Origin of the sequence: Streptomyces sp. NRRL F-5755 (assembly GCF_001279365.1) — a bacterium.
Taxonomy (GTDB): Bacteria; Actinomycetota; Actinomycetes; order Streptomycetales; family Streptomycetaceae; genus Streptomyces; species Streptomyces rimosus.
Genome location: NZ_LGCW01000001.1, coordinates 154,130 through 166,977, shown reverse-complemented (window position 1 = coordinate 166,977; position 12,848 = coordinate 154,130). Strand labels below are relative to the sequence as shown.

Here is a 12,848-nt window from a genome sequence, read left to right as displayed (position 1 = left end):
CCCGAAGGCGGACCCGCATGGCCGAACTGCACGATCTGACCGCTCTGGAGCAGGCCGCCGGGGTACGGACCGGCGAACTGTCCCCCGTCGAGATCACCGAGCACTACCTCGCCCGCGCCGAGGACCTGGACAGCACGCTCGGCGCTTTCCTCACCCGTACCCCCGACATCGCCCGCAAACAGGCGGCCGCCGCGGAGGACGAGGCCGCCGCGGCGCGGCGCGAGGGCCGGGAACTGCCGCCGCTGCACGGGGTCCCGGTGCCGGTCAAGGACCTGACGCAGGTCGCCGGGGTGCGCTGCACGATGGGCTCACGGGCGTTCGCCGATTATGTGCCGGAGCGGGACGACCATGTCGTCACCAAGCTGCGCCGGGCAGGCACGATCCTGCTCGGCAAGACCAACACCCCGGAATTCGGCCTGCCCTGCTACACGGAGAACCTCCTCGCGCCGCCCGCCCGCACCCCCTGGGACCTGGAGCGGATGGCGGGCGGTTCGAGCGGCGGGGCCGCCTCGGCGGTGGCCGGCGGGCTGGCCCCCGTGGCGCACGGCAGCGACGGCGGCGGCTCGATCCGTATTCCCGCCTCGCTCTGCGGCCTGTACGGCATCAAGCCGAGCCGCGGCCTGATCAGCCCCGGCCCGCTGCTCCACGACGTCTCCGGCCTGGCCACGGCGGGCCCGCTCGCCCGTACGGTCGCGGACGCCGCCGCGCTGCTGGACGCGATGGCCGGCCCGATGCCCGGCGACCCGTACGCGGCGCCCGCGCTGCCGCCCGGCGAGACGTACGCGGCCCACGCCCGGCGCGACCCGGGGCGGCTGCGCGTCGGCTTCCTGATCGACGTGCCGTTCCCCGGCGTGGAGGTGCACCCGGACTGCCGGGCCGCCGTCGCGGAGACGGCCGCGCTCCTCGCGGACCTCGGGCACGAGGTGGACGAGCTGTCCCTGCCCACCGACGACAGCTACCGCCTGGCCTTCACCCTGGTCTGGTCGGTGATCGCCGCCAACCGCCCGGTGCCGCCGGAGCACGAGGCGGAGCTGCTGCCGCTGACCCGCTATCTGCGCGGACGTGGCGCGCAGATCCCCGGGGTCGAGTACGCCCGCGCGCTGTACGCGTTCCGGATGCTGGGGCAGCTGATCGCCGACGGGGTGATGCCGCGCGAGGGCGGGTTCGACGTGGTGCTGACGCCGACGGTCGCGACGCCGCCGCCGCGCGTGGGCGGGCTGCGCAACGACGCGGACCCGCAGGCCGAGTTCGCCGCCGTCGGTGCCTTCACCCCGTACACGCCGCTCTACAACGCCACCGGCCAGCCCGCGGTGAGCGTGCCGCTGCACTGGAACGCGGCCGGTCTGCCGATCGGCGTCATGCTGGGCGGGCGGTACGGGGAGGACGCGACGCTGATCGCGCTCTCGGCGCAGCTGGAGCGGGCCCGGCCGTGGGCGCACCGCAAGCCGGAGGTCTGGTGAGCCCTCAGCAGTTCGTGCTGCATTCGTCCGGCGTCGTGGCGCCGTTGCCGGTGGCACCCGTCCGGGGCGGTCCGCCACCCCGGTCCACGCGCAGCCGCCGCGCGCCCGGCCCCTGCTCGCCGAGTTCGTCGTACGGGTTGGACAGCGCGCACTTCTGAAGGGAGAGGCAGCCGCAGCCGATGCAGTCGGTCAGCCGGTCGCGCAGCTCGACGAGCTGGCTGATCCGCTCGTCCAGCTCGCCGCGCCAGACCTCGGAGAGCCGGGCCCAGTCCTCCCGGTTGGGGGTGCGCTCGTCGGGCAGCTCGGCGAGCGCGTCGCGGATCACCGCGAGCGGGATGCCGACCCGCTGGGCGGCGCGCACGAAGGCGACCCGGCGCAGCGCGTCGCGGGTGTAGCGGCGCTGGTTGCCGGCCGTACGGGTGCTGCTGATCAGTCCCTTGGACTCGTAGAAGTGCAGCGCGGACACCGCCGCGCCGCTCCGCGCGGAGAGCTGGCCGACCGTGAGCTCGTGGACCTTGAAAGGAAGCTGAGGCACGGAACAACCCTATCCGTGGGCGCGTGCGGTGAGCCGCGGGGAGGGGCCGGGCCCGGCCCCCGGTGCGCCTAGGGGCAACGGCCCGTCACAGGAGGAAGCGGCTGAGCGTCTCGGCCACGCACACCGGCTTGTCGCCGCCCTCGCGCTCGACCGTCACCGCCGTCGCGAGCTGCACACCGCCGGGCACCTCGGTCACGTCCGCGATCCGGGCGGTGGCCCGCAGCCGGGAGCCGACCGGGACGGGAGCGGGGAAGCGGACCTTGTTGACGCCGTAGTTGATGCCCATCTTGACGTTGTCGACGCGCAGCAGCTGCGGTACGAGCGCGGGCAGCAGCGACAGCGTCAGGTAGCCGTGCGCGATCGTGGCGCCGAACGGTCCGGCCGCGGCCCGCTCCGGGTCGACGTGGATCCACTGGTGGTCGCCGGTGGCGTCCGCGAACAGGTCGATCCGCTTCTGGTCGATCTCCAGCCAGTCGCTGGTGCCGAGGTCCTCGCCGACCGCGTTCCGCAGCTCGTCGAGCGAGCCGAACACCCGGGGCTGTGCCATGTCCGTATGCCTCCTCAGGTCGCGCGGACGCGGACCGTGCCGTCCTTGGCTAAGCGCTCGCTCAGCATGCTCAGCGGCCCCCGGACCTGTCAATGCCCGCCCCGGGCCCGCTCAAGGACGGGCCGCGCCCACCATGCGCAGGACGAGGTCGGCGTACAGATCGCCCACCTCCTCGGGCGTACGGGCGCCCTCGGCGGAGAACCAACGGGCCACGTCCACGCACAGCGACAGCACCGCGAGGGTGGTGCCCGGCACGTCGCCGACGGTGAACTCCCCCGCGTCCGCGCCGTCCTGGAGGATGCCGCGCAGCGAGCGGTCGGTGCGGCGCCGCAGGTCGGCGATCTCGGTGTAGTGCTCCTCGCTGAGCGCCTGGAGCTCGTACTGGATGACCCGGGCGGTGGTGTGGTGCCGCGCGTGCCAGCGCGCGAAGGTGCGGACGGCGGCGGCGAGCCGTTCGGTGGGGCCGCCCTCGGCGGCGGCCGCCTCCTCCATGATCCGCAGGGCCTTCTCGTGGCCGACGCCGCTGATCCGGTAGAGCAGCTCTTCCTTGGTCTTGTAGTGGATGTAGAGCGCGGCGGGGCTCATGCCGGCCCGGCCCGCGATGTCGCGGGTGGTGGTGGCGTGGTAGCCGCGCTCGGCGAACGCCTGGACGGCGGCACGGACCAGGCGGCGGGCCGCCTCCGGGGACACGTCGGCCCAGTCCTCCCCCGAGCCGTCCGTCCGCTCCGCCTCCGTGACCATCGCGCACCCCGATCCTCGGTCCGCCGCGGGCTCTCCGCGACGGACCGAACACCTTACCGCGCCGATGAGCAAGCGCTTAGGGCCGAGTGGTGCGGCACGCCGCCCCCGGGAAGCCCGGGCACGGCCGCCTCAGAACGCCGACACCCCGGTCAGCGCCCGCCCGATGACCAGCTTCTGGATCTGGCTGGTGCCCTCGTACAGCGTCATCACCCGGGCGTCCCGCAGCAGCTTGCCGACCGGGTACTCATCGATGTAGCCGTAGCCGCCGAAGACCTGGAGCGCGTTGTTCGCGGCGCGCACCGCCGCCTCCGAGGCGAACAGCTTCGCCTTGGACGCCTCGGTGGCGAACGGCTCGCCGCGGTCGATCAGGTCGGCGACCCGCCAGGTCAGCAGGCGCGCGGCGTCCACGTCCACGGCGATGTCGGTGATCAGCTCCTGTACGAGCTGGTGGTGGGCGATGGTCCGGCCGAACTGCTCGCGCTCGGTGGCGTACCCGACGGCGGCGTCCAGTGCGGCCTGCGCGATGCCCACACAGCCCGCCGCGACCGACATCCGGCCCTTGGCCAGCGCCGACATCGCGACGGAGAACCCCTTCCCCTCCGGGGCCAGCATCGCGCCGGCGGGCACCCGTACGTCCTGGAACACCAGCTCGGCGGTGGCCTGGCCGCGCAGCCCCAGCTTGCCGTGGATCTCCCGGCGCTCCAGGCCGGGCGTGTCCGCGGGGACGAGGAAGGCGCTGACGCCCTTGGGCCCCGGCGCGTCGCCGGTGCGCGCGAAGAGCAGCACCACGTCGGCCCAGGTGCCGTTGGTGATGAACATCTTGCTGCCGTTGATCACGTACGCGTCGCCGTCCCGTACGGCACGGGTCGCCAGGCTGCCCGCGTCCGAGCCGGTGCCGGGCTCGGTGAGACCGAAGCAGCCGATGGCCTCTCCGGAGGTGAGCGGGGGCAGCCAGCGCCGCTTGTGGTCCTCGTCGCCCCAGGCCGCGACGGTCTTGGCGACCAGGCCCAGCGATACGGAGACGATGCCGCGCACGGCGGAGTCGCCGCGGCCCAGCTCCTCGGTCACCAGCGCGTAGGCAAGGTGGTCGCCGCCGGAGCCGCCGTACTCCTCGGGGACGGTCAGGCCGAGGAAGCCCAGCTCGCCCAGCTTCTTCACCACGGCCCGGTCGACGCGCTCGGCGCGGTCCCAGGTGGCGGCGTGCGGCACGATCTCGCGGTCGACGAAGTCCTTGGCCAGCTGCCGGACGGCAGCCTGCTCCTCGCTCAGCTCCAGGTTCATGAAGGCCCCTCGCGGCGGAGGACGGCAGCCGGGCCGCCCGGGACAGCCGTCCGCCCCATTAACTATCACTGCTAGTTTTCGGGCGGCAGCCTCTACTATGTGCGGCATGGCCCGACCCCGCAAGCCCCTCCTGAGCCGGGAGCGCATCGTCACCACCGCGCTCGCGCTCATCGACGCGGAGGGCCTGACGGCACTGTCCACCCGGCGCCTCGCCGCCGAGCTGGGCGTCAGCGGGCCCTCCCTGTACAACCACTTCACGACCAAGGACGAGATCCTGGACGCGGTCGCCGACACGGTGATCTCCGAGGTGGACGTATCGGCCCTCGCGGCAGGCGCCGACTGGCGGACCGGGCTGCTGGCCTGGGCCCGCTCCTACCGCGCGGCCCTCGCCGCGCACCCGAACATCGTGCCCTTCCTCGCCCAGGGCCCCGGCCGCCGCCCGGCCGGCCTGAAGATGGCCGACGCGGCCTTCGGCGGCATGGTCGAGGCCGGCTGGCCGCCCGCCCAGGCGACCCGCATCTGCGCCATGGTCCGCTACTTCGTCGCGGGCTCCGCGCTGGGCTCCTTCGCCCGCGGCTTCGTGGCCGACCCGAGCGCGTACGACCCGGCCGACTACCCGCACCTCGGCCAGGCGCACCTGCTGGCGGAGCACCAGCAGCGGGTCGACGAGGGGGCGTTCGAGACGGGCCTGCTGGCGCTGGTCGACGGGCTGGCGCTGCGGCACCCGGACCCGGACCCGGACCCGCCGCAGAAGTAGCTGTAAGGTGCATCCGCCCGGGTGGCCCCGGCGCGGTGCACGCACGAACCGGCGTGCCCCCGCCCGTGAGATGGGGAGGACGACGTGCGCGATCAGATCACCGCATTACGGAACCGGAGCACTCCCCGGACCGCCCGGCACCACTGGACGCGGCACGCCGTCCACGTCCTGCGCGGCCAGGCCCAGGTCGACTTCCTGCCGAGCGCGGTCACCGGCGCGGTCTTCACCGTGGCGCTGTGCGCGGCGGGCTGGGCGTACGGCCTGTACGGACTCCTCGGCACCGCGACCGGCACGGCCACGGCGCACCTGCTCGGCGTGGACCGCGACCGCATCACAGCGGGCCTGGAAGGCTTCAACGCGTGCCTGGTAGCGGTCGGTTCGGCGGTCTTCCTGGGCCCCGGCCACCTCTCCACTCTGCTGCTCGCGATGGCAGGCAGCGCGGTGGTCACGGTCATCACCACCGCCGCGGCACGCGCCCTGAGCACCTGGCAACTCCCCACCCTCACCCTCCCCTTCTGCCTGGTGGCGAGCGCGCTGACACTCGCAGCACCGGGCCTGGCGCGCGTCTGGCACCAGGGCGCGGCCCCGGCGGCACTGCCCAGAACCGGCGGGCCGCCCGGCGGCCTTTCCTTCACCGACCTGTGGCACGGCCTCCTCGCCAACATCGCCCAGATCTTCTTCATGCCGCAGTGGTACGTCGGCGCCCTCTTCCTGGCCGGAATCTTCGCCGCGAGCCGCACGGCCGGAACAATGGCCTGCCTGGGCAGCCTGACCGGCACCGCCACGGCATGGACACTGGGCGCCCCGACAACCCAGATCGCGTCCGGCGCGGCAGGCTACAACGCGGTGCTGGTCGCAATGGCACTGTGCGGGGTGTTCCTCCCGGCGGGCCGCCGCACCGCCGCATACGCAACGGCGGGCGCGGCGACCGCAACAGCCCTGACCCCTGCGATCACCGCCCTCACGGCGCCGTCCGGGGGGCATGTTTTCACCTGGCCGTTTGTGCTGACGACGTTGGTGTTTTTGGGGGCGGTGCCGGGGTTTTCGCGTCTCCGGCAGTAGCTCGATGCGCTCTACCGATGGAGCCCCTTGAGCGGTGCGGGTGACGCATCATGTAGCTTCGTCATCGGTGTGCCGGGAAGTCTGGTCGGCGAATGGGCAGTGCTCTGTTTGTCGGTCAGGGAGAAACGCATGGTCAGTTGCGGTGGCCACCCATGCCGCCTTCCGCTGGCGGCTCCGCCCGGCGCTGACGTCGGGTTCGGATTCCCGTGGTGGGTCTGGCTCGTCACCGGTCTGTTCGCGGTACTCGCTCTGTATGCCGCGTGGGACACCCGCCGGCAGCGTACGAAAGTACCGCGGGCCGAACAGGTCGCGGAGCTGAAGAAGGAGCTGCGTACGGGGGCTCCGAACGCGCGAGGACATGTGCGTGTCACCCCGGGACGGTTCCCCGCCCTCACCACCGCCGAGGCGGAAAGAGTCGCGAACGAGGTGGGATTCGCCCGGCAGACCCACGGAACAAAGGGGCTGTGGCTTTTCTACCGGGAGGGCACCCGGCCGGGCTCCGCGGAATCCGCGGATGTCCGGGGCGGTCCCCGCCTGGATGAATTGCGGCAGAGCACCGCGGCACGCCGGATGGCCGAGTGGTCGCGCGCACGTGACGGCTTCGACCCGCTGGACGAAGCGACCCTCAAGGCAGCAGAGGACGGCGTACACAAACTGCGTGCCAAGAGGGACCGGCTCGTCATGGGGGCGGCTCTCGCCCTCATGGCCGGCGCCTTCACCATGGTCGCCGTGGGTGCTGCCTGGCTCGACGGCACGCTGCCACATGGCTTCACGACGGGAAGCGACTGGTCGGCGTACGTGCTGGGGCACGTCGTCGCAGCGGGCGGCCTGCTGCTCGGCGGCCACTGGATCCGGCGCGGCAAGCAGGCGACGCGGGAGAGCCGGACCCGTCACCAGCCGGTCATCGCGGCCTACCGGGACGCGGTTCTGGCGCGTGAGGCCGAGTCGGACAACCGGCCCGACACGGGGCAGGGATAGCGGGAGACATGGCCGATTTCACTGTGAGCCTTTCCGAACTTCGCAGACTCAAGAAGAAGCTTGAGGACAGCGAGAAGCAACTCGAAGAGGCGCTGCGCCGGATGCTGGAAACCGGCCCGAAGAACCTGGGCAAGCGCTCGCTCGACAAAGCCTGTGAGGACTTCCACGACGACTGGGAGCACGGGCTGAAAGAGACGAAGAAGCGCCTCAAAACACTGAATGAAGCACTCCCGGCGATCATCAAGGCTTATGAGGAAACCGAGGACGGGATCCAGGAGGGCTTCAAGAAGGCAGGGGGAAAGAAATGAGTGACGACTGGAGCGGGCTCGGCTGGAACCCCACCCCTGGTCACCCGCGTCTGGCGACCAACCTGGCCGACAACCTCAAACGGGCCGCCGAAACCCTGCAGAGCACCCATGACCTCCTGGATTCCCTGGACAAGGAAAGCTCCTACTGGAGCGGCGACGCGGCCAGGGCCTTCGCCGAAAAAGTGGCCGACCTCCCCGACTACCTGAAGAAGGCGCACGCCTCCTTGAAGGACGCGGGTGGCGAACTGGCGAAATGGAGCGATTCCCTGCACGACATGAAAGTGAAGGCCCGCAACTACGAGGAAGACGCCAAGGACGCCAGAAGGAAGGCCGAACGGGCCGAGCAGGAACACCGGGCCGCGCTGGCGAGCCCCGACCTCGGTCTGGCCGGACAGTACTTCGGGACCGAAGCCGAACTCAGCAGCGCCCAGCACCGCCTCGACGCCGCACAGGGAAAGGTGGACAGCGCGGCCACCACCCTGGACAACGCCCGCGCGAAACTCCAGGATCTGATCGACGACGCCAAGAACCTGGAGAGCCGGCACGGTGAGACAGCCCAGGAACACGCCGACCGGATCCGCAAGTGCGCCAGTGACCACGCACCCGACGGCGGTCTCTGGTCCGGTCTGAAGGACTGGTGGGACGACCACGGCGGAGACCTGCTCACCATCGCCGCGACCGTGGCCGGGATCGCCGCCATCTTCGTCCCCGTACTGGCGCCGGTCGCCATCGGGCTCAGCCTCGCCGCGGCGGCGGTGCACGCCAACCAGTACATCCGGAGCGGCAAGGACATGTGGCCCCCCACATCGAAGAACCTCAGCGAGTGGGCCACCCTCGGCGGTGACCTCCTCGGTGCCGTGCCCGGTGTCGGCCCGGCCTGTCGTGGGGCGAAGGCCGCCATCACGTCCGGCAGGTCCGCCTTCAGCGCGGCACGCGGTGCGGGCGCCGCGACCCGGAGCGCTTCCGCCGTGTCCCAGGCCGTGCGGACCGGCGGCTCGCACTTCTCGGGCTTCGCCAAAGCCGTCGACCCGTCGAACCGGGTCATCGCCGGCCCCGTGGAGTGGGCGGCCGGGAAGCTCGGCTCCTCCAGTGCCGCGGGAGTCATGGCCGCTGATATCACGCAGGCCGTCGTCACCGGAGGTCTCGCGGTCCCCACCGCCATGACCCTCGACATGGGGTGGTCGCACAGCGATGCCACCACGGACGCCGCCACCAAGGGCACCGAGTACAACGACGGTCTGGTCGGTGCGGGCATGGCAGTCGACCCGGTCAAGAAGATCTTCTCCGTCGCCAAGGCCCTGTGATGCGGCCCGACCCCCGCGCTTCCGCCCCGGCCGAACCGATTCCCCTGTGGTACGTGCTGCCCGACGGCTTCCATCCGGTCGACCTGGCCGCCGACCCGCACCCCCGGATGGAGGAGAGCTACGACCGGCTCTCCGCGGTCCATCCATCGGCGACGACGGACCAGTTGGTCGCCGGTGTGCTCAGCTTCGAGAGCGCGCTGGCCAGGATGGTGGCGGACGGACTGGTCCACTTCAGCTCCTTCGCCCTGCGCACGGAGGACGATGGCCTGCTGACCGGGCTCTGCCAGATCTTCGTGGTGGACCGCGCTCCGGGAGACCCCAACCTCTACCCCCGCCAGGTCCTCAAGGCCCAGCGAACGGACGACGCGGCCTCCGCACTGCACCGGGCCATCGTTCCCCTGCCCTGCGGCCCGGCGGCCGTCACGGTCTCCGACCGCGTCGTGCCGGTGCCGGGCGCGTGTTTCGGCGTCGCGGCGGACGGCGCGACGGAAGTGCGGTCCGTGACCTTCGACATCGCGTTCCCCGGGGCTCCGGAGGCAGTGGCTCTCACCCTGACCACCGAGGCCCTGGAGTACGAGGGAGAGTTTCTGGAGATAGCCACCCTGGTTGCCGGGGGCATCTCGTTCACGCCGCCTACGGACGCGCCCTCACCGGAACTCGATGTATCCGTGGCGACGGGCGACCCGAGCGACGGGGAAGACATCCGCAGCGTCTTCGGCTGACCCGGTCAGCCCCGCAACCCCACAACTTCCAACCCCGCAAACACCCTCCCCACCCCCGTAAGAGCCGGCAGGCCGGAAACCGCGAGCACCAACATCGCAATGCAGGAGAGAGCGTTGGCCGTTATGACTGTGATGGTCGGGGCGGTGGGGATGCGGGGGTGGCGGGCCAGGAGGGTCAGGGCTGTGGCGCCGGTGAGCATGGTGATGCCGGTGGGGAGGGTCCAGTGGTCGGGAGGCCCAGGGGGTGTGCTGAGTGGGCTGCCGGCTGCGAGGAGGACCATGCCGAATGCGGCGGTGCTCCAGCTGTCGACCGCAGGACCTTGCGCAGCAGGCTCGGGGTGGCCGGGCCGGTGGCCGGTGTGGGGCGGGCCGGGTCCGCTGCGGCCTCCTTCGCGAGGTGACGATGCCGTCAACGGGGCGGTGGCTCAAGGACCTCCCAGGTCATGGGCGCGATGACCGGTCCGGCTCAGAAGACGATCAGCGCGCGGCCGCCCCTGCCGTCCCGCATCGCCTGGAACGCGGCGGGGATGCCGTCGAGGCCGATGTGCTCGGTGACCATGCCGGACAGGTCGAGCGCGCCGCTGCGTACGTGTTCGGCGATGCGCGGCAGGTCGGCGGCGGGGTCGCTGTTGCCGTAGACGCAGCCGGAGAGCGTACGGCCGAAGTAGAAGAGTTCCAGGGCGGAGAAGGTGACCTGCTGGTCCTGGCCGCCGATGCCGACGACCGTGGTGCGTCCGCCGCGCCGGGTGGACGACCAGGCCGTACGGATCGTCTCCGCGCGGCCGACGCACTCGATCGCCACGTCCGCGCCGTGCCCGCCGGTGAGTTTGCGTATGCGCTTGGCGGTGTCGTCGGAGGCGACCAGGAACTCCGTGGCGCCCGCCGCGCGGGCCAGTTCCTCCTTCGCCGGGGAGACGTCCACGGCCACGATCGGGCCCGCGCCCGCGATCCGCGCGGCCTGGAGGGTGGCCAGGCCCACGCCGCCCACGCCGAACACCGCGACCGACTCCCCGGTCCGTACTCGTGCGCTGTGCTGCACGGCGCCCCACCCGGTCAGCACGGCGCAGCCCAGCAGCGCCGCGTCGGTGAGCGGGATGCCGGGCGGCAGCGGCAGTGCCGCGTGGGCGGGGACGACCGTCTCCTCGGCGAAGACGGCGGTGCCCAGGCCCGGGTGGAGGTCGGTGCCGTCGGCGGCCAGCTTGGCGTACGGGGTGGCGGCCGCCGCCCCGGAGTTGGCGCACAGCCAGGGTTCGCCCAGTCCGCAGAAGTGGCAGTCGCCGCAGGACGGGGCCCAGTTCAGGACGACCTGGTCGCCCGGCGCGAGCGTGTTGACGCCCGCGCCGACGGCGGTGACGGTGCCCGCGCCCTCGTGCCCGAGGACGGCGGGCACGGGCTGCCGCAGCGTTCCGTCGGACAGCGACAGGTCGGAGTGGCAGACACCGGCCGCCGCGAGCCGGACGCGCACCTGGCCCGGCCCGGGTCCGGGCAGTTCGATCTCGGCGACCTCCAGAGGGGCGCCCACGGCGGTCAGTACGGCGGCACGGGTCATGCGGAGGTGGCTCCCTGGTCTGTGGGCGGTACGGGTAGGGGTACGCGGCGGTACGGTACGGCGGGGGCCGCGCTCAGAGTTGGAGCGACTTGGTCTGGAGGTATTCGCTCAGGCCGTGCGGGCCCAGTTCGCGGCCGATGCCGGACTGCTTGTAGCCGCCGAACGGGGCGAGCGGGTTGAAGCGCCCGCCGTTGATGTCGACCTGGCCGGTGTCCAGGCGCCGCGCGAAGGCGACCGCCTCGTCCTCGTCGCCGGCCCAGACCGCGCCCGCCAGGCCGTAGACCGTGCCGTTGGCGATCCGTACGGCCTCGTCCTCGTCCTCGTACGGCAGGACCGCGACGACCGGGCCGAAGATCTCCTCCTGCGCGATGGTCATGTCGGGGGTGACGTCGGCGAAGAGCGTCGGGCGGACGTAGTAGCCCAGGGCGCGCCCCTCGGGGGCTTCCGGGCCGCCCGCGACGATCCGGGCGCCCTCCTCGACGCCGCGCTGGATGTAGCCGCGGACGCGGTCGCGCTGGGTGGCGCTGACGACCGGGCCGAGGCGGCTGGCGCCGTCCAGCGGGTCGCCCGGTACGTACTTGGCGATGGCGGCGGCGGCCAGTTCCACGGCTTCGTCGTACCGGTCGGCGGGCACCAGTACGCGGGTCCAGGCGCTGCACGTCTGGCCGGAGTTGGCCATGACGTTGGCGATGCCGACGCCCACCGCCTTGGCCAGGTCGGCGCTGGGCAGTACGACGTTGGCGGACTTGCCGCCGAGTTCGAGGGCGCAGCGCTTGACCGCGGCACCGGCGATGGCGCCGATCTTCCTGCCGACGGCGGTGGAGCCGGTGAAGGAGACCAGGTCCACGTCCGGGTGCTCGGCCAGCGCCTGTCCCGCGACCGGTCCGAGGCCGGTGACCAGGTTGAACACGCCGGCCGGCACGCCCGCCGCGTCCACGCATTCGGCGAAGAGCTGGGCGTTCAGCGGGGTGTTCTCGGCGGGCTTGAGGACGATCGTGCAGCCCGCCGCCAGCGCCGGGGCGACCTTGGCGACGATCTGGTGGAGCGGGTAGTTCCAGGGGGTGATGGCGCCGACGACACCGACCGGTTCGTGCAGGACGGTGGAGGTGCCGATCTTCTCCTCGAAGGGATGGGTGGCGGCCAGTTCGGCGTACGAGCCGCACACCGCGACCGGGACGGCGGCCTGTACCGCCTTGCTGAACGCCAGCGGCGAGCCCAGCTCGGCGGTGATCGTTTCGGCGATCTCCCCGGCGCTGCCGGCGAGTTGGTCGCGCAGCGCGGTCAGCCGGGCGGCGCGTTCGGCGGGCGCGGTGCGGGACCAGGCGGGCAGGGTGGCGCGGGCGGCCCGTACCGCCGCGTCCACGTCCTCGGCGGTGCCGGCGGGGACGGTGGCGATGACCCGCTCGTCGGCCGGGTTGACGACATCGATGGTGTCCGTCCCGGCGGCGGGCCGCCAGCTCCCGTCGATGTACATCGCGTCGTGCTGCTTCACGTCGTCGCCCTCCCACGCCGGTTGCGGTCCCATGAGCCCCGAAGGTACTCGCCGCCCCCAAACTAGCGATGGTAGTTTTCCGTCGCCAGCCCCCTCGTCGGCCACCCCGCGC

The 12,848-nt window shown here is 72.3% G+C and carries 13 protein-coding genes; 7 read left to right on the top strand and 6 right to left on the bottom strand.

The window, feature by feature from the left end:
* The first annotated feature begins 17 nt into the window (after positions 1-17).
* Positions 18-1,460, top strand: coding sequence for an amidase (locus ADK86_RS00755; protein ID WP_053694732.1), 1,443 nt, complete (start codon positions 18-20; stop codon positions 1,458-1,460).
* A 4-nt stretch (positions 1,461-1,464) separates the two neighbouring features.
* Here the strand turns inward: ADK86_RS00755 and soxR are convergent, their stop codons facing one another.
* The 4 genes from soxR to ADK86_RS00735 all read right to left on the bottom strand — a co-directional run bounded on the left by soxR (position 1,465) and on the right by ADK86_RS00735 (position 4,564).
* Complete coding sequence (soxR, locus tag ADK86_RS00750; RefSeq protein WP_053694731.1) at positions 1,465-1,995, bottom strand: redox-sensitive transcriptional activator SoxR; 531 nt, start codon at positions 1,993-1,995, stop codon at positions 1,465-1,467.
* An 85-nt stretch (positions 1,996-2,080) separates the two neighbouring features.
* Positions 2,081-2,542, bottom strand: coding sequence for a MaoC family dehydratase (locus ADK86_RS00745; protein WP_030591095.1), 462 nt, complete (start codon positions 2,540-2,542; stop codon positions 2,081-2,083).
* Between the two features lie 111 nt (positions 2,543-2,653).
* Positions 2,654-3,283, bottom strand: a complete 630-nt coding sequence (locus ADK86_RS00740) for a TetR/AcrR family transcriptional regulator (RefSeq protein WP_030370981.1) — start codon at positions 3,281-3,283, stop codon at positions 2,654-2,656.
* A gap of 129 nt (positions 3,284-3,412) precedes the next feature.
* Positions 3,413-4,564: an acyl-CoA dehydrogenase family protein gene (locus ADK86_RS00735; protein ID WP_053694730.1), complete on the bottom strand. Its 1,152-nt coding sequence runs from the start codon at positions 4,562-4,564 to the stop codon at positions 3,413-3,415.
* 106 nt (positions 4,565-4,670) lie between these two features.
* Between ADK86_RS00735 and ADK86_RS00730 the strand changes: the two genes are divergently transcribed.
* From ADK86_RS00730 to ADK86_RS00705, 6 genes are all read left to right on the top strand, one after another.
* Complete coding sequence (locus tag ADK86_RS00730) at positions 4,671-5,321, top strand: TetR/AcrR family transcriptional regulator (protein WP_053694729.1); 651 nt, start codon at positions 4,671-4,673, stop codon at positions 5,319-5,321.
* Between the two features lie 84 nt (positions 5,322-5,405).
* Entirely contained in the window at positions 5,406-6,383 is a 978-nt protein-coding gene (locus ADK86_RS00725) for an urea transporter (RefSeq protein WP_199834322.1), read from the top strand.
* 27 nt (positions 6,384-6,410) lie between these two features.
* Positions 6,411-7,361: a hypothetical protein gene (locus ADK86_RS00720; protein ID WP_159393738.1), complete on the top strand. Its 951-nt coding sequence runs from the start codon at positions 6,411-6,413 to the stop codon at positions 7,359-7,361.
* An 8-nt stretch (positions 7,362-7,369) separates the two neighbouring features.
* Positions 7,370-7,669 carry a hypothetical protein gene (locus ADK86_RS00715; RefSeq protein WP_003985108.1) on the top strand — a complete coding sequence of 100 codons (300 nt, stop codon included), beginning with the start codon at positions 7,370-7,372 and terminating at the stop codon, positions 7,667-7,669.
* Positions 7,666-8,973, top strand: a complete 1,308-nt coding sequence (locus ADK86_RS00710; RefSeq protein WP_053694727.1) for a putative T7SS-secreted protein — start codon at positions 7,666-7,668, stop codon at positions 8,971-8,973. Before ADK86_RS00715 ends, ADK86_RS00710 begins: the two co-directional genes overlap by 4 nt.
* The gene (locus ADK86_RS00705; protein ID WP_053694726.1) at positions 8,973-9,695 is read left to right on the top strand and encodes a hypothetical protein; all 723 of its coding nucleotides are present in this window, start codon (positions 8,973-8,975) and stop codon (positions 9,693-9,695) included. The genes ADK86_RS00710 and ADK86_RS00705 overlap by 1 nt, the downstream gene beginning before the upstream one ends.
* Positions 9,696-10,161: 466 nt before the next feature.
* Here ADK86_RS00705 and ADK86_RS00695 read toward each other — a convergent pair whose 3' ends face one another.
* Positions 10,162-11,244, bottom strand: coding sequence for a Zn-dependent alcohol dehydrogenase (locus ADK86_RS00695; protein ID WP_053694724.1), 1,083 nt, complete (start codon positions 11,242-11,244; stop codon positions 10,162-10,164).
* A gap of 73 nt (positions 11,245-11,317) precedes the next feature.
* Positions 11,318-12,736, bottom strand: a complete 1,419-nt coding sequence (locus tag ADK86_RS00690; RefSeq protein ID WP_053694774.1) for an aldehyde dehydrogenase family protein — start codon at positions 12,734-12,736, stop codon at positions 11,318-11,320.
* Positions 12,737-12,848: the final 112 nt, after the last annotated feature.